Below are 21,754 nucleotides of genomic sequence, written 5' to 3'. Positions count from 1 at the left end.
GCCTCGACCTTAATCATTTCTAGCCGGCAGCTCGCAAACACCCGCCTTCTTGGCAAGCCACCGCGCATACAGGCCGCTGGCTACATCGGCACCAAGGCAAGCAACCACACTACCCAGGGCAGCAGCAGCCGAGAGGCTTGAGCCCCAAGCCGTGGCGAACAACACCGTGGCGATGCCGAACATGGCCGAGGCACCGAAGCGCAGCAGTACGCGCTTGATCAATACGCCAACCGCCATGCCGGCCGCATCAGCACGCCACATCTCGCCGGTCAGGCCGGCCAGTGCGACAAGGATCAGTAACCAGGTGGGAAGGTCGGCCAGCGATTGCTGTACCTGCTGCTCAGTCGACATTCATGGCCTCCAAGGCACCAAATAAAAAAGCCCGCTCAGGTGCGGGCAAGGCTGGCGGCCTAAGCAAAGGCCGGCAGCAGGAATAGAAAACCCCGCCGAAGCGGGGTTGGGGTGACCGGTGCGGGAGACCGGTCGAGAGCACCAGCACAGTGCGGGGTGGTTACTGCAGACGCAGCTATAAAACCTGACTACCTTGTACCCCTTGACATGCAATGGCGGCAACGGGGTAAAAACGCCAGTTCCTTTCACGACCGTATAACGACCAACTCACGACATCTTCACGACAAAACGCACAGACGAGCGGTCATCATGCCGCGCCATCTTTTGAGGCCAGCAGCGCCCGGCCATACGACTTGCCAGCAGCCCGCCGACGCTTAACAGCCGCCACCGACTCACGCTCAGCAGCCTTTGCCAGCTTCAACCGCACCTGGCCTGCCGCGTAAGCAGGCACCGCCTGCTCAGCCGTTACCCGCGCAGCAACCACCCCCGGCAACGCCAGCGCCAGCTCAACATGCAGCTCATCGACCCGCGTGCGGTAAGTGCGCACCGACACCGCCAGCAGCCGGCACTGCTCGGCAACCAGTATCCGTGGATGCATGCCATAGCGCAGGCTCGCCAGCCGCTGCAACACCCGGCCTCGCGAGCCAAGGCCCACCGGCTCATCCGTGGCCATCGCCAGCAGCGCAGCATCCACCGCCGCTGTCGCCCGGCTCATCACCACCGCGCACTCGACTGTCGATAGGCAGCGTGAGCCGCCAGTACCGCCACCCGCAGCCTCATCGCTCATTGCCGCCAGTGGTGAGCGAATGCTCACGTCCAACCGGGGGCTGATCACCTCTGCACCCCAGGCGCCCAGCAGGGTTTCCATGGCTTCGATCATGCTGCACCCCCAACCCGACACAAAACAGGCCAACCCAACACAAACCCAACACAGCTAAAACCCTTTAAAAACAATACTTTGACGTTAACTGTGTTGAGTGTGTTGGGTTTGTTGGGTTTTTCAGTCCTCGCATAAGAAAAAAAACATGCTCTTAAATCCGCCGCAATAAACATCACGTACGCGCACACGCGACCATAAACCCAACACACCCAACACACCGCCCGCAAAGCTGCGCCGTTACTGGCCTTAACCTGTGTTGGGTAGCCAAAACCAGCCCGACACACACCCAACACACCCAACACACTTTTGGCCGTAGTCATGCCGCATACCCCTTCACGTGATCCCAAGCATCCACGCTCCACCCTGCCAACCGCGCCTTTGCCCGCCACTGAATAACCACCTGGCCAAGGTCCGGCGCCTTCAAAGATGGGGGCTGGGAAGACAGCGGATCGGCTGGAAAGAAGAACGCCCCGAAGGCTCGGTTGTTGCCATTCGTCCAGGGGATCGACCGGGTTTTCTCAACCTCGGTACTGATGAACAAACTGAACTTTGTCTGGCTCATCGCGTGCTCCTTATTGCGGTGGCACCACTCAAGGAACAGCGCATACAGGTCACTCGACAAGCATGCGCCCCACAACTCAAAACCCAACTCACTGAAGCGCCACTGCGCCAGAAAGGTCTGCCAGGGTGCGCGGCTCAGCGCCACTAGCCGCTCACGGGCAACCGTCGAGGGCGGCCGAGTTCGCTGATCAAACTCGCCCAGGTCAACAGCCAGCAGCCACGCATAGAGCGCCGCGACCCCGCCGCTCTCAAGCTCGCACCCAATGGCCTTCTGCCTAACCTCGGGCAACGTCTCCTCCGGCCACATCACCAGCATCCGCCGGTCACTCTCAGCAATCGGCCATGGCACGATCTCGTTCGAGAGAAACACAGCGTTCATGTGGTTCGATTCTTCCCAGCCGTTGATGAACTTCGACTCCATCCGCACCGTCTTGCCGGTGATCAGATGCTTGATCTTGCCCACCTGGTTGTAACGCTGGTCGCGTGAGACCACTTCCTCGAACACACCCCACAGAATCCCGCTCTGCCAGGCGTTGAAGTTCGACTCCAACTGCGTCTGCCCAACAGTCGCCGCGTACTGGCCGTACAGCATCCCCATCGCGTCAGCAAATAACAGGCTCTTGCCCGAGCCTTCCATGATCGAGTGCATCAGCACCGCGGTGTCCATTTTCGCGCCCAGGTGCTGCAACGGGTAAGCAATCCACTTGGTCAGCCATACGCATGAAGGCACATCGTGGTTACACAGAAACGAAATCAGCCAACGCAAGTTCTCGCACGCAGCATCATCACGCGCAGGCTCCAGCGGCAACCCCTCGAACGTGTTGATGTAGTCCGCACCGCGCCGCATGGTCGGATCGAACACAATGTTGTTCACATCCACTACATGCCGCTCGGCACTGTTCAGCCACAGCGCATAGGCATCGCCCAGCGCCATTTTTACCGCGCCCTCGGGCACACGCCGCTTGTTCTGCTTATCCCAAACGTCCTTGGTGCCGTCGATGTACACATAACGCTCGAGCGGCGGCATACCGAGTGCCCCGCCCTTCTTCCCGGCCATACGCCGCGCCTGTTCAAGGTCGCGCACCCACTCAGCCGTCACCACGCGCTTGTCGACGTTATCCAGCCACTCTTTGGCCAGCGCCTTGCCGACGCGCAGCTCAAAGGCTGATTTCTTCATTGCCGCCGCACGGTCGATATCCCAAACATGCGTAGTACCCTCAACCAGCGAATAACGCCGCAGCACCTGATCACTGGTCAACGCCTCCCCCGCCCCCCCGGTAGCTGCAGGCGCCGCCAGCGCCGCAGGCTCCACAACAGATGGGGTCGGGGGAAGGGTTTGCTCACGATCAGCAATCGCCAGCACAGCGCCTTGCAACTGCTCTGCGACGGACTCAACACCCCAGGCCGAGTGCAAATCATTCCAATCGCTCATGCGGCCACCTCAGCAGGTATCACCGGGAACACCGCAAAACCATTCACCGCATCAGCGGCAGCCTGAGCTTTCGACCGGCCAGGGTTACCCTTCACCGAGGGATCATCGTCCCCGCCAATAATGATGCTGACTGTCGGGTGCAGCCCCCGCAGCGCCTTGGCCACCGGCAGCAAATTACCCGAGTCGATAGCCACCGCCACCGGCCACTCCGGCCCCAACGGAGAGTCGCCGCAAGTGGCCATATGCAAGCTCGCCGCCGTGGCGTAACCCTCGGCGATACCGAGCACATCCGTAGCCGTGCCGGCGATCAAATGAAAACAGCCGCTCTTGCGGCCGTACTTGGGGAAGAGCTTGGTGCCCTGCTCATTGATCGCCTGCAGGCTCCAAAGCTTGCCCGACGCATCACGCAGCGGCACAGCGATCGCACCAGGCTTGAACATCAAAAAGGAGCTGGAGTCGGGCCGAGGCTTGGGCAGGTTATTGAAGAACGCCTTCACCTCGCTGCCCGCCCACACATCACACCGCAACCGGGCGTCATCGATGCTCAGCACCACGGTGTAATCGAAAAACCCAACCCCAAAGCCCTGCACACCCTTGCGGTCGAGGTAGGCACTCTTGCCGGTTGGCTTGCAGTGCTTAGCCCAAATCAGCTGGCAGGCGACTGCAACGGCCTCGCGCATCGCAGTACTCTTCTGCTCATCGGCCTCAATCTCAGCCTGGCGCACAACACGCCGCGCCTCGGCTTCGGCATTCAGCCGGCGCTTTTCTTCGGCCGTCATCGGCTCGCGGCGCGGGGCCCAGCCGTTGTCCTTGGCCCACTTAATGACCGTACCCATGCCGGTGCCGCTCTTCTTGCAGCTCTTCCAGACGGACTTCGCAGCAGCGGCATCAAACGACTTATCGTTCTTGCTCCAGGTGAGCCACTCATCAAACGCAGCCTCACCAAACTCGGCCTTGACCCCCATGGCCACCGCCACCCAGGTCTCTCGGTCATCAGCGGGGATATAACTCAACAACTCTTGCAGATCAGCAACAGTCAGCGGTACGCGATCACTCATACACGCCGCTCCCGCAGCTGCTGGCAATCAACGCACAGCTGGCAACCCGGTATCGCCAGGCGGCGTTTCTCCGGTATGCCTTCACCGCACTCGCCACACTCCAGCGCACTTACGCCGCAGTACTGCACCCGGTTAGCCACCCCCTGTTGCCGCTGCTTTTCTTCAGCCTCACCGGCCAGATCAAACGCTCGCTCATCCATGGGCGTGCTCCTCCGCAGCCTGCCGCGCACCGGCCATGATGCCCAGCAGCTGCGACACCAGCGCCATACCGTGCTTCTCCAGGCGCTCAACTTCGTGCAGCTCCCAGCGGCCATCGGAAACGCCCACGGCCAGTTCGGAAACAAACCCAGACTCAGTTTCCATTACCTTGCCCAACGCCAACAGCGCGTCCTGCGTGGCCGGTACCGCCGTCGGCTGATAGCAAACTACGCCATACACACGCTCAAACCACTGGCGCACGGCATCACCGCGTACAAGCTCTATCACCCGCTCAACGTCAGGTGCGTGCAAGTGATGGCTCGGATAGGAAACCGACAGCCGCTTCTGAAAGGCGTCATACGACTCATTGAGGATGGCGCAAACCGCCGTCAGGCTGCCGCGCATATCGCGGCAATCACGGTCGATGGCTTGCTCAAGGGTACGAACAGGACCAGCGTCCCGAAGTGGATCTATACGCATTGGTGTTAATCCCCCGCCAACGCCATAGACCGAATGCGGGCCGCGCCCTATCATCCAACCTATGACGCAAGCATGTGCTGTGCCTCGTCTAGCCGGCGGTAACCGTGGTAGGGAACCCGCTGGCGCCAAGCCTTGAGGCAATCGATCCGTCGACCACCTCAAAGCACAACCCAAAGCATCCGTGCCTTGGTGTGTAACAGAGCAAACGAGCGCCACGTGCTGTGCCTTACTCGTTTGCCCTGTTACAGCCCAGCCCCGTGGTAGGGAGCTGGGCAATCCGCTGGCGGGGGCAACCCCGCCGGCACCTATTTCAAGCTGCTTTCTTTCGGCCTACCGGCACTAACTCAACAGCTTGATATCCACCTTCAGCCAACTGCTGTACGCGGATATCTCGCTCTGAATTAATCATCTGGGAGATCGATCCCTGAGTGACCCCGATCAAGCTCGCTACTTGAGATTGCGTCCGCCCGCTACAAAAGCTCTTGAGGGGAACGCCAATGTCATCGCTCATTTTTTAAGCCTCGGTAAATCCTCGCAGCGCAGATATTAGTCAGGGAAATTATTCTAAGCAAGCAATTTATCATCCTGACTATTTGCTGAAAATTAGCGACGCCAATATCGTGGACAACATGAACGATAAATACCTGCCTTCGACGGAATGCATCAACGAAGAGGCCGCCCGCCTCAAGGCGATCTATAACGCCCGCAAGCTCGACAACAAGGGTTTGAATCAGGCCGTACTCGCCGAGCTGTGCGACTGGTCGTCTCAAGGTACCGTTAGCCAATACATGACCGGCGGCCTGCCGCTGAACATCGAGGCGCTACTCAAGCTGGCAAACGTACTGCAGTTCAATCCGGCAGAGGTCAGCCCACGCCTTGCCCAGACATATCTGCCTGCAGCTCCAGTCGCAAGCCAAGTAAATGACAACTTTGGTACCTATCAAGCCAGCGCAACGCTTGAACCCGGCCCCGAGCTGAGCCGCCCTTTTCGCCGCACCAAAATAGTAGGAACCGCTCAATTGGGCCCAGAAGGATATTGGGATGCGATCGCCACAACCGATGGGTGGCTAGACGTGCCCAGCAGCGACCCAGACGCCTACTCACTGCGCGTGCGAGGCGACTCGATGGCCCCGGCCATTCGCAGCGGCTGGGTGGTCTGGTGCGAGCCTAACCACGCGTTGATCCCCGGCGAATACGTGATGGTTCGCTGCAACGACGGTCAATGCATGGTCAAAGAACTGCTGTTTGAAAACACCGACGAGGTCAGCCTGATGGCCGTCAATGACGGCTATGGCCGCCTGACCATCGCCCGCCAAGACATCGAGCAAATCCACTACGTGGGCGGTATCGTGCCACCGAGCAAGATCAAATATTAATTTATGGAGCTGCTCCAATGCCGAATTCAGGGCTTAACAGTGATACTGCAATGGTCGAGCTAACCGTCGATCTTATCCATTTGTGCACCCTTCAAACCCGGGCGATCATGAAACTTTCTCACTCAATCTCAATCGACTTAAACGTCTCGATCGAGACGCGGGACTCCGCTAAAGAAGCCTTTGAACTTGTGGATAACATGGTCACCAGACTCAATGAAATGACCAAATCAAAGGTCATCGAGCTAATTGAAAATCCCGACATGGAGCATAACCATGAATGAAAAGGTTGATGTCCGGCTTATCCAAAAGCAGCTCTCTGAGCTAAAACAAGAAAATGACACATTTAGGAAAGGGGCCCATACTGGAGGTGGAAACCCTCCGGGAGGTAGCGGAATGGAAAAGCGAGTTGAGAAACTTGAGTTAGCGATGCCCGACATACAACTCAGGCTAATTCGTATTGAATCGCGCTTGGATCACATGGTATCCAAAGCCGACCTGCTGGAAATGTCAGTTTCGTTCCATAAGTCGCTGAACGAGCAAACGTGGAAGTTCTTGGCAGGCGCTACCAGCATGTCCGCACTATTCGCAAGCATCGCATTTGGCTTGGCAAAAATGCTCAACTGATCCTCCCTGTGCATCAGAACCCCGCCACCGAGCGGGGCTTTTATTGCCCATAAAAATAATTATTAGTCAGGGTATTGAATAAATAAATTTGCTGGGCTAATTTAGCGCCGTATCCCTACCACGGTTACGGAGCGATCCCATGAGAGCACAGCACAGCAACACCCCCTGCAAGGTGTTCATTCACCCAGCAGTGAGCAACCCCAACCGCATCTTCGAAGTGCGCCGCCTGGCGCGTGATGGCGACTGCGAATTCAAAACCGCCACCCGCGCACTTACCCACCGCCAAGCCAGCCAAGGCCCATGGGACGGAGGTAGCGCAGCATGAAACAGATCCTAATCGGCCTGCACGGCCTCGCCCGCACCGGCAAAGACACAGCGGCCAACTATCTGGTAGCACACTATCTGCTGGCGGTTTACGCCTTCGCCAGCCCGCTAAAAACTGCGCTGCAACAGATGTTCAACCTTACCGCTGAGCAGCTGAATGGCGCCCTGAAAGAAACCCCACTGCCCATCATCGGCAAGTCCCCACGCGAGCTGATGCAGCTGCTCGGCACCGAGTGGGGCCGCCACAGTGTGCACAACGATCTGTGGCTACTGCTGGCCCGCCAGAACATGGACAACATGCTCGAGCTGCAAGACGGCTACCTGCCGGGGTTCGTGATCAGCGACGTGCGCTTTGAGAATGAAGCCACGTGGATTCGCGCTCAGGGCGGCACCGTGCTGCACTTGCTGCGCCCAGATGCTGCGGCGGTAAACCCGCACATCAGTGAGGCCGGCGTTGCCATCCACGACAACGACCTTGTTATCCATAACGACGCCGATCTACAGCACCTCTATACCCAACTGGATCACTTGATGCTGATCCTCTCGCGCCGCCAAGCCTTGCGCTCAGCAGCCTGAGGCCAGCCGCCATGAACCGGACTCTAGACGAAGCCGCTGCAGTGCTCGGCATCAAGCCTCGCGCCTTGCGCAAACAGCTGCGCGGGCTAGGTGTACTGACTCAATTGGGCGAGCTGGCCTGCAAATACCGCGACAAAGGCCACCTGTATATCGACCCCCGCAGCCGCTGGAACCCAAGCATCAGGCAGTACAGCCACTACGCCGTGGTGATGAGCACCGAACAGGGCTTGGGCTGGCTGGCACAACAGCTGGGCATCAACGTAACCAACAAGGACGCAGCAGCATGAAGCCAACCGCCACCCAACATGCCATCGGCGCGCTCAAGCTGGTGGGCCTGCACCTTGATCACCCAACGGTCATTGACCCTGCAGTGATGCGCGCAGCCAGTGCCGAGGCCATCGAGCGGCTGCAGGCGCAAACACCTGGGCAAGTGGCCGACCTTGGCCCGCTGTACTGCGCGTTGCTGGCCGTAACACCTCGCGGTCACCTGCCCCACGTCACGCTCACGCTAAACCCGGCCACCCCCTATGGCGCGGTAATTACCGACGCCGCAGGCAGCGTGGTCGCCCGGCAGATCGGCAAGACCATCGACGGCCTTGCCCAGTTAATAGCCACCAGCTTCCCGGTGGGGCGCGGGGAGCCATACAACACGGGAGGCCTGCGTGACGACACTTGAAAAACTGGAGAAAAAGTACCCAGACCGATTCATCACCATAGAAACGTTCATGGCGGACTACTTAAGACACATCAGCTCGCCGCGGTATCTGCTCAGAAAGATCAGGGGAAAGCAGATCGATATCAAGATTTCACCCGCAACAAGCGCCACACGCCGCACTTGGATCATCTACCTGCACGACCTCGCCACCTGGCTTGATCGTCAGGAAGAAGCCGCAAAAGCGGCATAACCCGGCCCTACCACGGCCACCACCAGCAAGAGAGGCACAGCACATGAAAGCTACCGACACCAACGAGTTCTTGAACTCACTCAACGCGGCCGTGTTCGCCCAGCAAGTAGGCCACGCGCTGTCCGATGTCGCCGGCGGCGTGATCGACCACGGCAAGGTTGGCCAAGTCACGCTCACATTCAAGATAAAGCAGATCGGCCAGAGCAATCAGGTCGCCGTCAGCCACACCTTGGATTACGTGCAACCCACCAAACGCGGCAAAAAACGCGAAGACACCACCCTCGACACTCCGCTGTACGTCACCGAAAAAGGCCTTGAACTGTTCCAGAGCAACCCGACGGCCCAGCTCTTCAGTAGTGACCTCACGCCCGTCACCGCTCGCGAAGTTTAAGCGCGCCCCTTAACCACACCGCAGCTAACGCTCACTCAATAAACCAAGGAAGCACCCATGTTTAGCAAAGAAACCCTGCAACACATCGAAGCCCAAGCACTGATCGCTGCCGCCAAGCCCATTGTTATCGATGGCGGCTCCAAGGTTGCCGTACTCCCCGAGTCCGCCACCATGGTCAAGCTCGAACAGTACCAACCCATGCGCGATCGCTTTCGCGGCAACCTGAAAACCCACGCACTGGCCGACTTCGCCAAGTACGTTGAGAGCCACGACGACACTGCCCCCGAAGGCATGGCTTCCCGCGGCTTTGTTGACCAGGACGCCATGGCCGCCACGGTCATCTTCAACCTGGGCGACATGGGTGACGCCGGCCACGCCGACGACACCGCCACGCTGACCCTCAAACCAACCGCCGCCTATTCAGCCCTGCAAGGCATCCTCGGCAAGAACCTGAGCCAACAGGCGCTGGCCGAGTGGCTGGAAGACTGGGCGCAACACGTGCAGGCCAAAGACGGCACCACCGATTTGCAACTGGTAGCCGCCATCAACGCCGTGCGCCGCATGACCATCAAGGCCACCGCCACGCGTGACAGCGTGGTCGGTGACTTCAATGCCAGCCGCAGCGCCATGGACGAGATCGAAGCCAAGAGCATGGACACCCTGCCCAGCTCCTTTGTGTTCACCACCGTGCCATTCGAGGCGCTGCAACCTGCCGCCATCACCCTGCGCATGTCCGTGCTGACCGGCGGTGATGCCCCGGTGCTCAAGTTGCGCTGGGTGGGTGAAGAGTCGCAGCGCGAAGAGTTCGCCCGCGAGTTCAAGGCCGTGCTGGAGAAAGAAGTCGGCGGCTTCGTACCACTGACCATCGGCACCTTCGCCCTCGGCAAGTAACCACCACCAACACCCTGCCGCCGCACTACCACTCGCAGCGGCAGGCTTACAGAGGCACAGCACATGCAAACAACAACCCTTAGCATCTTGGCGGTGATCGCCATCTTCGCCGCCATCGGTCTCCTCTACTGGGGCGGCTACATGTCCGGACGTAAAGACGGTACCGCCGAAGGCTATGCAACAGGCCACAGCGCCGGTAAGTCGGCAGCCTTTGCCGAAGCCGGCGAGTGCGTGCGCCAATACCGCAACGACGCCGAACAACTCAAGAGCCTGCGCGAGATCGAGCGGCGCGACCACCGCACCGCCCTTGAAGCCATCATGCTCGACTGCAATGAGCGCATCTGCCTCTTCGCCCGCCGCGCTAACCCGTTTACCACCGATGACCAGGCGGTGCTTGGCGCCATCGCCAGCAAACTGGAACTAGCCGCCAGCACCTTTGACGGTTTGAAATCCCCCGAGCACGCCCGCTTCGCCCGCGCCCTGCAGCAGAACGCACTCAACATGATTGAGCGGCTGCGCATAGCACTGGAATACAGCGCCGCCCCCCCCGCCCACTTTGAGCACCCCGACACCGCGCTCATTGAGTGGCTGGACAAAGAAGCCAGCTATCACGGCGACCTAGAAACCGGCGAGCTGCGCTTCCTCGTTACCAGCCCGGCCGATGGGTTTGAGCATGTGCGCGACGTGCTGCGCCTGGCCATCCACCAACAGCAAACACACGAAGCCGGCCAAGAGGTGATGGCATGAAGACTCTTTGCATTTATCACGGCAACTGCGCCGACGGTTTCGGCGCTGCCTGGTCGGTACGCAAAGCGCTTGGCGCAGGGAATGTTGACTTCCACGCTGCCGCCTATGGCAAACCAGCGCCAGACGTTGAGGGCCGGTCCGTCATCATCGTGGATTTCTCCTATCCGCTGGAAACCCTGCAGCAGATGGCCGAGACCGCCACATCCATTCTCGTTATTGACCACCACAAGACAGCGGCTGAGGCACTCGCGCAGCTGCCCAAGGCCCCAAGCAGCTTCCTGCTCTGGATGGAATCAACTGACCAGCTCGCGGCACTCTTTGATATGCACCGCAGTGGCGCCGGCATGACCTGGGATTTCTTCTTCCCTGATCAGCCCCGGCCAGCCCTGATCAACCATATCGAAGACCGCGACCTGTGGCAGTTCAAGCTGGAAGGCACCAAGGATGTAATGGCCGCCGTATTCAGCCACCCACAGGACTTTGCCACCTGGGATCTGCTGATGGCAGACCACATCAACGCCCTGCGCTTGGATGGTCACGCCATTGAGCGCAAGCAGCAGAAGGATGTAGTCGGCCTAGTAGCCAGTAACAGTCGCTACATGGTGATCGGCGGCGTAACCGTTCCAGTCGTCAACCTACCCCACACCATGGCCAGCGATGCAGGCGCACTCTTGAGCCAAGGCCAACCGTTTGCCGCCATCTACTGGGACACGGCCGAGGGCCGCCAATTCTCCCTGCGCAGCTCCGATGCCGGCGAGGATGTATCCGCCATAGCCAAACAATACGGCGGCGGTGGCCACCGCAATGCAGCGGGATTCAAGGTGCCTTTCGAGCACCCTCTAGCCTGCAATGCTCCAGCACTTAAGTGCTTTCAGGTTGGCGAAAATGACATTGTTGCTGCCTACACCCCCGAGCAAGCCGTGGCGATACTCTGTGCTTTCGCGGGCTATCACTACACCACCGATGACGCAAGCGAATGGACGGCAGCTCAGCTGGATGCCCCAGTTTTCGAAGAGGACGGCGTCACACCCGCCGACCCATGGCGCACGACTTTCGCCGCTTGCGTCTATCCCCAATACATCACCGGATGGGAGTAACAGCCATGACCTGGATACTCACCCTAACCGGCAAGCGCTTCGAGCTGCTGGCACCCACTGCCGCCATGATCGACCCGATGGACATTGCCCACAGCCTTGCCCACCAGTGCCGCTTCAACGGCCACAGCCGCGGCTTTTATTCGGTTGCACAGCACTGCTGCATCGTCGCGGACCTGGTACCGGAAGAGCACCAACTGGTCGCACTGCTGCATGACGCAACCGAAGCCTATGTCGGCGACCTGGTGCGCCCACTCAAGCAACTGCTGCCCGCCTTTGTCGACATCGAGCACCGCATCTGGCTGGCCATCTGCGAGCGCTTCAACCTCGACACAGAGCTGCCAGCTTGCGTCCACGACGCCGACTTAATTGCGCTGGCCACCGAACGCCGGGACCTGATGCCAGCCCACCCTGGCACATGGGAATGCCTCGCCAACATCCAACCAAGCGCCGCACGCATCAAGCCTTGGGGCACCACCGAGGCGACCGTGAACTACTTCCATCGGCTGATGCAATTGCTCAGCACCACGCACCGCGCCGCTGCCTGAATCCAAGGACAACACACATGAACGCACACACTCAAATCGCCACCCCAACCATCGGCGGCACCCCATTCGCAGGCGGCTTCTATGCCGGCCGCTTCCTGCTGGACGGCACCGAATATGCCCTGATCGTTGCACCCAAAGCACTGGGCGAACATCACCCCACCGCCTGGGGCGAATACGGCCAGAACATCGAAGGCGCCCGCAGCTGCAACGACGGCCGCGCAAATACCGAGGCCATGGCTGCTGCCGGCAGCGCACTAGGCCAGTGGGCATTAACGCTCGATATAGCCGACCACAAAGACTGGTACATCCCAAGCCGCGACGAGCTGGAACTCTGCTACCGCAACCTGAAACCAACCACCCAAGAAAACTGGGCAAGCTTTCGCGATGGCGACAACCCCAGCAGCGTTCCGGTTGGCTACCCCTACACCGAAGAAAGCCCGGCGCAGACCACCGCACCCGAGTTTCAGGAAGGTGGCGCCGAGGCGTTCCAGCCTGAGTGGTATTACGCCAGTACGCAGCACAGCCCGGACTACGCGTGGGTCCAGGACTTCGATGTTGGCTACCAGGACAACGACCCCAAGGGCGGCGCAAGGCGGGCTGTCGCCGTCCGCAGATACAAGGTCAGCCCTTAACCCATTCACCACTTTTTTTGCCGCGCGCGCAGCGCGCGGTCGACGCCATATTTTGAGGGTTGAACCATGAGCCAAATGATCAAACTTACCATCGGCGAAGAACGCTTCAAAACCCGTAACCCTGCACTGGCGCGCCAAGTGCTCGAGCAGTCCACCGGCCTTACCGCATTGCACCAAGTCGCCGGCGAACTGGTCAGCAGCTTTGGCTTTACGCCGCCACAGATCGGCCAGTACTGGCACGGCGAAGGCGGCATCTATGCCGGGCTAGTGCGCGGCGAAAACGGCACGCCTGACTACCACCTGATAGTGCCGACCGATCCGGCTGGGCAAGCAGAGGAAATCACCTGGGGCGCACCCGGCAAGAACGAAGACGGCGCGACCAATGCGCATGACGGGCTTAGCAACACCCGCGCCCTGTGTGAGTCCGAGCACGACCACCCGGCCGCACAGTGGACGGCCGATGTTGAGATCGATGGACACCGCGACTTCTACCTGCCCGCCCGCCACGAGCTGCGCCTGTGCTACCTGAACGTGCCCGAGCTGTTCAGCACCGATGATTGGTACTCCAGCAGCACGCAGTACAGCCCGGACGACGCGTGGATCCAGAACTTCGATGGTGGCAGCCAGCACTACGACCGCAAGGACACCGCAAGGCGGGCTGTCGCCGTCCGCAGAGTGCTCAACCCTTTAACCATTTAACCCTTTAAGGGCGCGGGCGTAGCCCGCGTTTCGCGAGTTTTTCAGCATGGCCCTAGCCCAACACCTGCCGATCTACAAGCTGGCCAGCGATCTATGCAGCCTGGCAGCAGACCTCACCAAGAACATGCGCCGCGAGTTCAAGCGCACCCTCGGTGAAAAGCTGCTGACTGAGTGCATCGAGGTCACCATCCAGATTTTCCGCGCCAACACGGCGGAAGGCCGGGATCGAGTGCAGCACATCCAACAAATTCTGGAACGTATCCAGGTGATCGAACTGATGCTGCGCCTCGCCCTCGACAAACAGCTGATTGGTGCAAACCAATACGCCAGAACAGTAGAAATCACCGACCCGCTAGGTCGGCAGGCAACAGGTTGGAAAAAACATGCCGCAACGTCGCCAGCCGCTTGAGCGCCACGGTGCTCCTGCCAGTGCGATTTTGAATCTGGTCGTGCCGCTGGCCTATATGGCCACCGCTATGCGCACCCAGGTAACCAGTCGGCAATGTCCGGACAGGCCCTGCGCAGTTGCCCCACTGATCGGCCTTGGCCTTCGGCAGGGTGATGTAGATAGCACGACTTGGCGCAGTACAGCCCGAACAACGCGTGGATCCAGAACTTCGATGATGGCAACCAGAACAACGACCACAAGGACAACGCAAGGCGGGCTGTCGCCGTCCGCAGCTTCTAACGATGCCACTGCGGGCCATGCTGACTTTTATTTTGAGGACCTAGTGCAAGCCTACCTGGACTGCCGGCGCAACAAGCGCAGCAGCAGAAGCGCACTGGCTTTTGAGCTCAACCTGGAGCGCAACCTTATGCAACTGCATACCGAGCTGAAAACCGGCACATACCGGCCGGGCACCTCGATCTGTTTCGTTGTCACGCACCCAAAACCAAGAGAGGTTTGGGCCGCTGACTTTCGCGACCGCATCGTGCACCACTTTCTCTACAACCACATCGGCCCGCGCATCGAGCGCAGCTTCATCGCCGATAGCTGCGCCTGCATCAAGGGCCGCGGCACTCTCTACGCCGTCCAACGGCTGGAAGCCAAGGTGCGTAGCATCACCCAGAACTGGCAGCGCCCGACTCATTATCTAAAGTGCGACCTCGCCAACTTCTTTGTGGCCATCGACAAGCGCGTACTGCAGCAGCAACTGGCGGCCCGCATCGAGCAACCCGCATGGCTGGCGCTGGCCTTATTGATCCTCATGCACGACCCCCGTGAAAACTATGCGCTACACAGCACGCCACGCTTACTCAATCGCGTCCCCCAACACAAGCGCCTCACCGCGCAACCGGCACACCTTGGCCTACCGATCGGCAACCTGTCGTCACAGTTCTTCGCTAACGTGTACCTCGACGCGCTCGACCAGTTCGTGAAACACCAGCTGCGCTGCAAGCACTACGTGCGCTATGTCGATGACTTCGTGCTGCTGCATGAAAGCCCGCAACAACTCAACGCATGGCACAAACAGATCGAGGCCTTCCTGGCTGACCGGCTGCACGCACACCTCAACCCAAGCAAGACCATCCAGCAACCGGTAGACCGGGGCATCGACTTTGTCGGCCAAGTCATCAGGCCGTGGCACCGCACCACTCGCAGCCGCACCGTTAAGCATGCCCTGCGCCGCATTGCCACCGTGCCGGCCGCCAACTTACGCGAAACCGCCAACAGCTACTTTGGCCTGCTGACCCAGTCGACCCACAGCCACACCGACCGCCGCAAATTGGCCAAGGCCGTGATGCTACGGGGCAAGGCTGTGAATGCTGCGCTGACCAAGACATTTAAGGGGGCAGCATGAGCACCCGCAAACCCCACAACATGCGCGCCCGCCTGAACCGCTCATGCCGTGCATTGCTCAGCAGCAACAACGTAGCCGTGGTCAACATTGACCCCAGCGGCCGACAGGGCCTGATCAACTGGAGGACTGCCAAGTCCATCGCACCTGGCCGCGCCATCGCCGACGCCGTCTGCGATATCGCCCATCACTGGTGCATTTACGCCAGCGCGCTCTGCATCGACCAACGCGGGCGGCGCTACATCAAGAGCCAGGAAGTCGCACCGCAAGGCATGTACCTCGCCGAGCATCTGACGGACGTGATCGAGGCGTACTACCGGGAGGTGATCGACGGCTGCAATCCGCACCACGTGGTCGGCTCCGGGTGGATCGCCATCCCTAACAACGTGTCCCTGGACGAAGCCCAGGCCGCCAACATCTTCAACGCAGTCGGCGCCTGGCCGGCACAGGAGGCCGCATGATCGGTATCCCAGAAACAGACACCCTTGAGCACAGCCGCATCAGCGCCAATATCAACACCGGCTATCGGCTCACCACCGCAGACGGCCGCCCTGCGCGCCTGGCGATCATTGATGCCGATGGTAACGTGCTTGAGGCAGGCGAAGCGGTAGCCCGCGAAGCTTGGAATGTGTGCATCGCCGTACAGAAAAACTTCTGGATTGGCCAAGGCCACCTGGTGGTGGATAGCTCACCAGCAGGCCAGCCCCTAGAAGCCAAAGCAGCATAAGAAAAGCGCACAAAGGAAAGTAGCAATGAACACTTTAAGGGCTGGCGTCGTGTGGAGCTGCACAGCGTATGGGCCGGGGTTATTGGTTCAAGCCGATTGGCTGGCCCTAGATGGGCAGCTTTACAGGGTTGCCGAGGCGCTTTGGACTGTTGGTGCGGCCGCGAATGGCTGGCATGTGATCCAGTCTATTTGCACGCGAATTGTCGACATTGACGCCGCGATTGCACTTACTAACTGTTAAAGGGAACACGCCATGGGTACAGAAGCCAAGAATGATGTACGCGCTGATTTAAGTTTCTGGTTTGGGTTGTCTTACAGCAGCTTTGCGGTGCTTCCCCGCGCGCTGATGGAAGCCATGCCGGCTGACTGGCAAAGCCGAATGGCTCTTTTACTTAATGAGTACAGTGAAGCATTCCCAAATCAACCAGATATAGGCACAAGGGTGCAGGCTACGCGGGGTAACAAGCTGGCAAAGTTCCCCGAGTGGGTTTTGAACTATCGACACCCAGACCGCGCCGCTATTAGTGCGCTTCGCCGCTAAAACTAAAGAGGAAAGCACACCCATGATTTACTTAGTTGTGCGTGAAATCGAACACGAAACCCGTGACGCGGTTAGGGCATTTACCCATGAGGCAGACGCCCAGGCGTTCCGCGCCAAGCTGGTCGCTTACGATCAGACTCGCCCGGCTTGGCGGGGGGGCGACTACGCCGCCGAAAAAGCACTGTGGGAGGGTCGGCACCCAGCGGGGAAGTGGTTCACCGAGGCCGACAGCTGGGATATTGATGCGATACCTTTAGACGACGAATAGAAAGGAAACCACGCGCCGACGGAGCTTTCACACGACAACGCAACGCACCTTTTAGAGTGCCGTCACCGCATCGTCTATGCTTACAAGGTAAGCGCGAAGCAAGCCAACTAATCAAGGAAACGCCGGCGCAATGCCGGCTTTTGCTTGTTACCCATCCATCCGCTCGCGGGCTACCCACGCACCGCTGCGCCGATCAATCCGTAACAACAGCGGGCGCCCGGCTTTGGGCACGAGCATCACATCAATAACCGTACCTTCCCGCCCCTCATTACCAATGCCACGCATATAGATGACGATCCGCTCAAAGGTATCCATCACCAACTGCCGTACCTGCTCGCGGGCCACGTAATCATTGGCCGCAACTCCAGCAGCTAATGCCGCCCACCGCGCCGCTTGCGCGGGTTCTGCATGTGTCGACCTAGCTGCCAGCTCGCGCTCGAGCTGCTGCACGCGACCCTGCGCGATGCCAAGCTGCTGCTCCAGCTCACGCGCCCGCCGGACAAAGGCCAGAGGCGCAGCGCCACTGTCATCGGCGAGCAGCGCATCGGTGATCTTGCCCAGTTGCCGCTCGAGTTCAACCACCTCACGCCGCACCCCGGCCAACTGCTCCCGCAGACCACGCCCATCGTCTGGCGCTTCGTGCAATCGCTGCAAGTTGAACTGGTCGGCGCAGTAGTTAAGAATCGCCCGCTCAATTGGCACCACGCTGCAGCTACCGCCAGCAGTACAGCCGCCGTTTTTACTGTAGCCAACGCACTGCAACCGCCGATGACCATCAGCCAAACTACCGTCAACCTTGGCGCGAGCCATTAGATTTTGCGCAACCAAAGCAGTACCGCAGTAGCCGCAGTAAGTGCGACCGATACCAGTGATGATGCCCGGTATCTCCCCAGCACCGCGGCGCCGATGTCGCTGGCCAGCTAGCAACTGCAGCTCGTCATATTCCGCATCGGTAAGCAGCGGCGGGTAATAGCCCTCGAGCAAGTAATCCTCGCCATCAACCGTGATCCGTTTGGCGCCACGCAAGGCCGGCAACTTGATCAGACGGTAGATCTGCTGCCCAGCGATGCCCCAGTCGGTCAGCTCATAGCCTTGCTCGTGCATCAGCTTCGCCGCCCGGCCAGCGCCAAGCCCCTGCTGGTAAAGGTCCAGCGCCATGCGAACAGCCGCGACCCGTTCGGGTACCAGCCGCCACTCGCTGCCAGTCCACTCTACCCATTGCGGATCTTTGCCGTTGCGCACAAGCCCACGGTAAGTTCCCGCCACCCAGCCGACACACAGCCGGCGGATGCTGGCTTTAACCCGCTTGCTTTTGGTGTCCGACTCTTCGTGCGCACGGATCATCACCAGCAGGCTGTAGACCAAATCCATCGGCTGCGCTTTAAGGCCGGCGCGGTTGTACTCCCGGCCATCACTGGCGGTCACCACGGTGATACCGGCATTGATGATCTGCGCCAACTGCGCCTGCGCTTGTATCGGCTCGGCACGGCTCAGTCGGTCCAGCCCCTCTACTATAAGCACCGACCCTTCGGGAATCCGCCCCTCACTCACCGCCAACAGGAAGACACCCAGCGCACCCTGCTTGATGTGTTGCTGGTGATAGGCCGATAAACCCTCATCCCTTAACGACAACGACTCATCCAACACTAGGCCCCGGCCGGCAGCCCACGTCTGAGCGTAAAGCATCTGACGATCAGCACTGCCCCCGGTCGATTGCCGAGGATCAGAAAACCGCAGATAGCTGTATACTCGCCCGCTATTTTTTGTCATGCCCTATCCTGAGGAACACCAATATGTCGAAGAAAGCTCCTAGTATAGGGTTTATATCACTCGGGTGCCCGAAAGCCCTGGTCGACTCCGAGCGCATCCTTACCCAGCTGCGCATGGAAGGCTACGAGATAGTCCCGACCTATCAGGACGCCGACGTGGTGGTGGTCAACACCTGTGGCTTTATCGACAGCGCCAAAGCCGAATCCCTGGAAGTAATAGGTGAAGCCCTGGCCGAAAACGGCAAAGTCATCGTCACCGGCTGCATGGGCGTCGACGAAAGCGTGATCCGTAACGTGCACCCCAGCGTCCTCGCCGTCACCGGCCCGCAGCAGTACGAGCAAGTGGTCAACGCCGTGCACGACGCCGCGCCACCGAATAAAGAGCACAACCCGCTGATCGACCTGGTGCCACCCCAGGGCGTCAAGCTCACCCCGCGCCACTACGCCTACTTGAAGATTTCCGAAGGCTGCAACCACAGCTGCAGCTTCTGCATCATCCCCTCGATGCGCGGCAAGCTGGTCAGCCGCCCGGTGGGTGACGTGCTCAGCGAAGCCGAACGCCTGGTCAAGGCCGGGGTTAAAGAGCTGCTGGTGATCTCCCAAGACACCAGCGCCTACGGCGTCGACGTCAAATACAAGACCGACTTCTGGAACGGCCAGCCAGTCAAGACCCGCATGCTGGAGCTGTGCGAAGCGCTCAGCAGCATGGGCATCTGGGTGCGCCTGCACTACGTCTACCCCTACCCCAACGTCGACGACATCATCCCGCTGATGGCCGCCGGCAAGATCCTGCCGTATCTGGACATCCCCTTCCAACACGCCAGCCCGAAAATCCTCAAGGCCATGAAACGCCCGGCCTTCGAAGACAAGACCCTGGCGCGGATCAAAAACTGGCGCGAGCAGTGCCCTGAGCTGATCATCCGCTCGACCTTCATCGTCGGCTTCCCTGGCGAGACCGAAGAAGACTTCCAATACCTGCTCAACTGGCTGACCGAAGCCCAACTCGACCGCGTCGGCTGCTTCCAGTACTCACCCGTTGAAGGCGCACCGGCCAACCTGCTCGACAGCCCGGTAGTACCGGACGACGTCAAGCAAGAACGCTGGGATCGCTTTATGGCCCACCAACAAGCCATCAGCACAGCCCGCCTGCAGCTGAAAATCGGCAAAGAGATTGAAGTGCTGGTCGACGAAATCGACGAAGACGGCGCCATCGGCCGCTGCTTCGCCGACGCCCCGGAAATCGACGGCATCGTCTACATCGACAGCGACCAAGACTTGAAGCCTGGTGACAAAGTCTGGTGTCGCGTCACCAACGCCGACGAATACGACCTCTGGGCCGAAACCCTCGAGGCCTAAGCCCAGCACGTGACACCGGCTTAAACTTAAAACAGCCTGCCGCTGCCCAGCGTGCAGGCTGTTTTAAGTGTGCGCAGCTGCGCGCTTCTGTGGGAGGGGCTTTAGCCGCGATTGGGCTGCACAGATCGTAGGATGGGTTGAGCGTAGCGATACCCATCGCCGACCGAACAGCGCAAAAACGTACGCCACCCACCACACCGGCCTGTCCAACTTGGATTGATCGAGGACGCCCTGCCAACGCCGCAGGCGCCTTGGATTTTGGTGTCGCCATTAGGCCTTTGTTACACCCGATCCAGCGGACTCATCACCCCGAGCCCGCCACGATTGAGCACATGAGTGTAGATTTGCGTGGTCTTCACGTCCGCATGCCCAAGCAACTCCTGCACGGTACGAATGTCCTGCCCGGCCTCCAATAAATGAGTGGCAAACGAATGACGCAACGTATGCGGAGTTGCCGGTTTAATCACCCCGGCTTTGTGAACAGCCTCACGCACCGCCCGCTGAATGGTTTTCTCATGCAAATGATGCCGAAAAGTGCCAGCACCGCGCGGGTCTTGCGAACGATTACCCGAAGGAAACACAAATTGCCAGCCCCACTCCGCCGCCGCATTGGGATATTTGCGGGCCAAGGCAAAGGGTAAATTAACCCGGCCAAAACCATCGGCCAGATCTTGCTGATGCAGCGCACTGACCTCCTCCAGATGCTGATGCAGCCGGATCATCACTAAGCGCGGCAACATGGTCACGCGATCTTTCTGACCCTTACCATCACGCACCAAAATCTCGCCACGGGAAAATTCCACATCCTTGACCCGCAAACGCAGCGCCTCCATCAAACGCAGGCCAGAGCCATATAACAGATTGGCAACCAGCCAATGCACACCCGACATCTGGGCTAACACCCTGGCCACCTCATCACGCGTCAACACAACCGGCAAATGCGCAGGCTTCTTCGCCCGCACAACCCCCTCCAGCCAAGGCAGCTCGAGCTTCAGCACCTCCTTGTAAAGAAACAACAAAGCCGCCAACGCCTGATTCTGCGTCGCCGCCGCCACATTACGGCCAACGGCCAAATGAGTAAGAAAAGCCTCAACCTCCGCCGCACCCATCTCTACTGGATGACGATACTTGTGAAACCGTATATAACGTTTCACCCACTCGGTGTAGATCGTTTCCGTTCGAATGGAATAGTTTCTGAGACGAATTTGCTGACGCACCTGATCCAGCAACCTAGGCTTGTCGTCATCCATGTCGCGCTTCTCCCGAAATGATGTCGCGCTCGCCGCGACCACCTACAAGCTAGACGCTGGCTTACAAGCCGACAAGGAACGTTATCAGACATGCTTTTACGACAAAAAACGCGACATAAAATGTCGCCTAATAATAGTTAGGGTCGCTATGAAATATTTAATATTACCCATATTTATGATATTGACTGGGTGCGATACCTTTTACGGCCTTCGCGTCACTACCGAACCAAGCTTTAACGGAAATTGGGCTTGCTTAACCAATAATATTGACTCCATC

At 59.4% G+C, this 21,754-nt stretch carries 30 protein-coding genes and 1 pseudogene; 22 read left to right on the top strand and 9 right to left on the bottom strand.

What is annotated here, in order from left to right; all coding sequences use genetic code 11:
• Nucleotides 1-9: 9 nt before the first annotated feature.
• From Q8R10_RS19515 to Q8R10_RS20970, 7 genes and pseudogenes are all read right to left on the bottom strand, one after another.
• Complete coding sequence (locus Q8R10_RS19515; protein WP_305655654.1) at nt 10-351, bottom strand: phage holin family protein; 342 nt, start codon at nt 349-351, stop codon at nt 10-12.
• A gap of 307 nt (nt 352-658) precedes the next feature.
• Nucleotides 659-1,231 carry a hypothetical protein gene (locus Q8R10_RS19510; protein ID WP_305655652.1) on the bottom strand — a complete coding sequence of 191 codons (573 nt, stop codon included), beginning with the start codon at nt 1,229-1,231 and terminating at the stop codon, nt 659-661.
• 316 nt (nt 1,232-1,547) lie between these two features.
• Nucleotides 1,548-3,089: pseudogene (locus Q8R10_RS19505) on the bottom strand (primase-helicase family protein); the annotation flags it as partial.
• Nucleotides 3,090-3,220: 131 nt separating this feature from the next.
• The gene (locus Q8R10_RS19500; protein WP_305655649.1) at nt 3,221-4,282 is read right to left on the bottom strand and encodes a PriCT-2 domain-containing protein; all 1,062 of its coding nucleotides are present in this window, start codon (nt 4,280-4,282) and stop codon (nt 3,221-3,223) included.
• A complete protein-coding gene (locus Q8R10_RS19495; protein WP_305655648.1) occupies nt 4,279-4,482 on the bottom strand; it encodes a TraR/DksA C4-type zinc finger protein in 204 nt (67 codons plus the stop codon). Before Q8R10_RS19495 ends, Q8R10_RS19500 begins: the two co-directional genes overlap by 4 nt.
• Complete coding sequence (locus Q8R10_RS19490) at nt 4,475-4,960, bottom strand: phage regulatory CII family protein (protein ID WP_305655647.1); 486 nt, start codon at nt 4,958-4,960, stop codon at nt 4,475-4,477. Before Q8R10_RS19490 ends, Q8R10_RS19495 begins: the two co-directional genes overlap by 8 nt.
• 310 nt (nt 4,961-5,270) lie before the next feature.
• Nucleotides 5,271-5,471 carry a helix-turn-helix domain-containing protein gene (locus Q8R10_RS20970; RefSeq protein WP_371133374.1) on the bottom strand — a complete coding sequence of 67 codons (201 nt, stop codon included), beginning with the start codon at nt 5,469-5,471 and terminating at the stop codon, nt 5,271-5,273.
• A gap of 118 nt (nt 5,472-5,589) precedes the next feature.
• Here Q8R10_RS20970 and Q8R10_RS19485 point away from each other — a divergent pair, with 118 nt between their 5' ends.
• The 21 genes from Q8R10_RS19485 to Q8R10_RS19385 all read left to right on the top strand — a co-directional run bounded on the left by Q8R10_RS19485 (nt 5,590) and on the right by Q8R10_RS19385 (nt 17,102).
• Nucleotides 5,590-6,336, top strand: coding sequence for an XRE family transcriptional regulator (locus tag Q8R10_RS19485; protein ID WP_305655645.1), 747 nt, complete (start codon nt 5,590-5,592; stop codon nt 6,334-6,336).
• A gap of 17 nt (nt 6,337-6,353) precedes the next feature.
• Entirely contained in the window at nt 6,354-6,617 is a 264-nt protein-coding gene (locus Q8R10_RS19480) for a hypothetical protein (protein ID WP_305655644.1), read from the top strand.
• Nucleotides 6,610-6,960: a hypothetical protein gene (locus tag Q8R10_RS19475; RefSeq protein ID WP_305655642.1), complete on the top strand. Its 351-nt coding sequence runs from the start codon at nt 6,610-6,612 to the stop codon at nt 6,958-6,960. Before Q8R10_RS19480 ends, Q8R10_RS19475 begins: the two co-directional genes overlap by 8 nt.
• Before the next feature lie 139 nt (nt 6,961-7,099).
• Nucleotides 7,100-7,285, top strand: a complete 186-nt coding sequence (locus Q8R10_RS19470; protein WP_305655640.1) for a hypothetical protein — start codon at nt 7,100-7,102, stop codon at nt 7,283-7,285.
• Nucleotides 7,282-7,860, top strand: a complete 579-nt coding sequence (locus tag Q8R10_RS19465) for a deoxynucleotide monophosphate kinase (protein WP_305655639.1) — start codon at nt 7,282-7,284, stop codon at nt 7,858-7,860. Before Q8R10_RS19470 ends, Q8R10_RS19465 begins: the two co-directional genes overlap by 4 nt.
• Nucleotides 7,861-7,871: 11 nt before the next feature.
• Nucleotides 7,872-8,147, top strand: a complete 276-nt coding sequence (locus Q8R10_RS19460) for a hypothetical protein (RefSeq protein WP_305655637.1) — start codon at nt 7,872-7,874, stop codon at nt 8,145-8,147.
• Complete coding sequence (locus Q8R10_RS19455; protein WP_305655635.1) at nt 8,144-8,536, top strand: hypothetical protein; 393 nt, start codon at nt 8,144-8,146, stop codon at nt 8,534-8,536. Before Q8R10_RS19460 ends, Q8R10_RS19455 begins: the two co-directional genes overlap by 4 nt.
• Nucleotides 8,523-8,765, top strand: coding sequence for a pyocin activator PrtN family protein (locus Q8R10_RS19450; protein ID WP_305655634.1), 243 nt, complete (start codon nt 8,523-8,525; stop codon nt 8,763-8,765). Before Q8R10_RS19455 ends, Q8R10_RS19450 begins: the two co-directional genes overlap by 14 nt.
• Before the next feature lie 43 nt (nt 8,766-8,808).
• A complete protein-coding gene (locus Q8R10_RS19445; protein ID WP_305655633.1) occupies nt 8,809-9,156 on the top strand; it encodes a hypothetical protein in 348 nt (115 codons plus the stop codon).
• Nucleotides 9,157-9,213: 57 nt separating this feature from the next.
• Nucleotides 9,214-10,047, top strand: coding sequence for a DUF2303 family protein (locus Q8R10_RS19440; protein WP_305655631.1), 834 nt, complete (start codon nt 9,214-9,216; stop codon nt 10,045-10,047).
• Nucleotides 10,048-10,110: 63 nt separating this feature from the next.
• The gene (locus tag Q8R10_RS19435; protein ID WP_305655629.1) at nt 10,111-10,794 is read left to right on the top strand and encodes a hypothetical protein; all 684 of its coding nucleotides are present in this window, start codon (nt 10,111-10,113) and stop codon (nt 10,792-10,794) included.
• On the top strand, nt 10,791-11,891 hold the full coding sequence (locus tag Q8R10_RS19430) for a phosphohydrolase (protein WP_305655627.1): 1,101 nt from the start codon (nt 10,791-10,793) through the stop codon (nt 11,889-11,891). Before Q8R10_RS19435 ends, Q8R10_RS19430 begins: the two co-directional genes overlap by 4 nt.
• A 5-nt stretch (nt 11,892-11,896) precedes the next feature.
• On the top strand, nt 11,897-12,436 hold the full coding sequence (locus Q8R10_RS19425; protein WP_305655625.1) for a phosphohydrolase: 540 nt from the start codon (nt 11,897-11,899) through the stop codon (nt 12,434-12,436).
• Between the two features lie 17 nt (nt 12,437-12,453).
• Entirely contained in the window at nt 12,454-13,068 is a 615-nt protein-coding gene (locus Q8R10_RS19420; RefSeq protein WP_305655623.1) for a DUF1566 domain-containing protein, read from the top strand.
• A gap of 75 nt (nt 13,069-13,143) precedes the next feature.
• Nucleotides 13,144-13,767, top strand: coding sequence for a DUF1566 domain-containing protein (locus Q8R10_RS19415; protein ID WP_305655621.1), 624 nt, complete (start codon nt 13,144-13,146; stop codon nt 13,765-13,767).
• Between the two features lie 46 nt (nt 13,768-13,813).
• Nucleotides 13,814-14,176, top strand: a complete 363-nt coding sequence (locus Q8R10_RS19410) for a four helix bundle protein (RefSeq protein WP_305655620.1) — start codon at nt 13,814-13,816, stop codon at nt 14,174-14,176.
• Nucleotides 14,177-14,498: 322 nt separating this feature from the next.
• Nucleotides 14,499-15,569 carry an RNA-directed DNA polymerase gene (locus tag Q8R10_RS19405; protein ID WP_305655716.1) on the top strand — a complete coding sequence of 357 codons (1,071 nt, stop codon included), beginning with the start codon at nt 14,499-14,501 and terminating at the stop codon, nt 15,567-15,569.
• A complete protein-coding gene (locus Q8R10_RS19400; protein WP_305655619.1) occupies nt 15,566-16,027 on the top strand; it encodes a hypothetical protein in 462 nt (153 codons plus the stop codon). Before Q8R10_RS19405 ends, Q8R10_RS19400 begins: the two co-directional genes overlap by 4 nt.
• Entirely contained in the window at nt 16,024-16,293 is a 270-nt protein-coding gene (locus Q8R10_RS19395; protein WP_305655618.1) for a hypothetical protein, read from the top strand. The genes Q8R10_RS19400 and Q8R10_RS19395 overlap by 4 nt, the downstream gene beginning before the upstream one ends.
• Before the next feature lie 253 nt (nt 16,294-16,546).
• Nucleotides 16,547-16,834, top strand: a complete 288-nt coding sequence (locus tag Q8R10_RS19390; protein ID WP_305655616.1) for a hypothetical protein — start codon at nt 16,547-16,549, stop codon at nt 16,832-16,834.
• 22 nt (nt 16,835-16,856) lie between these two features.
• Nucleotides 16,857-17,102: a hypothetical protein gene (locus tag Q8R10_RS19385; protein ID WP_305655615.1), complete on the top strand. Its 246-nt coding sequence runs from the start codon at nt 16,857-16,859 to the stop codon at nt 17,100-17,102.
• Nucleotides 17,103-17,249: 147 nt separating this feature from the next.
• Here Q8R10_RS19385 and Q8R10_RS19380 read toward each other — a convergent pair whose 3' ends face one another.
• Nucleotides 17,250-18,872 carry a recombinase family protein gene (locus tag Q8R10_RS19380; protein WP_305655613.1) on the bottom strand — a complete coding sequence of 541 codons (1,623 nt, stop codon included), beginning with the start codon at nt 18,870-18,872 and terminating at the stop codon, nt 17,250-17,252.
• A gap of 23 nt (nt 18,873-18,895) precedes the next feature.
• Between Q8R10_RS19380 and rimO the strand changes: the two genes are divergently transcribed.
• On the top strand, nt 18,896-20,227 hold the full coding sequence (rimO, locus tag Q8R10_RS19375) for a 30S ribosomal protein S12 methylthiotransferase RimO (protein WP_305655612.1): 1,332 nt from the start codon (nt 18,896-18,898) through the stop codon (nt 20,225-20,227).
• Nucleotides 20,228-20,508: 281 nt separating this feature from the next.
• On the opposite strand, the gene Q8R10_RS19370 is transcribed toward rimO, so the two are convergent.
• Entirely contained in the window at nt 20,509-21,477 is a 969-nt protein-coding gene (locus Q8R10_RS19370; protein WP_305655610.1) for an integron integrase, read from the bottom strand.
• Nucleotides 21,478-21,754 lie beyond the last annotated feature (277 nt).

The sequence above is a fragment of the Pseudomonas sp. genome (assembly GCF_030698175.1).
In the GTDB taxonomy this organism is placed as follows: domain Bacteria; phylum Pseudomonadota; class Gammaproteobacteria; order Pseudomonadales; family Pseudomonadaceae; genus Aquipseudomonas.
This window is presented reverse-complemented; position numbering and strand designations above follow the sequence as displayed.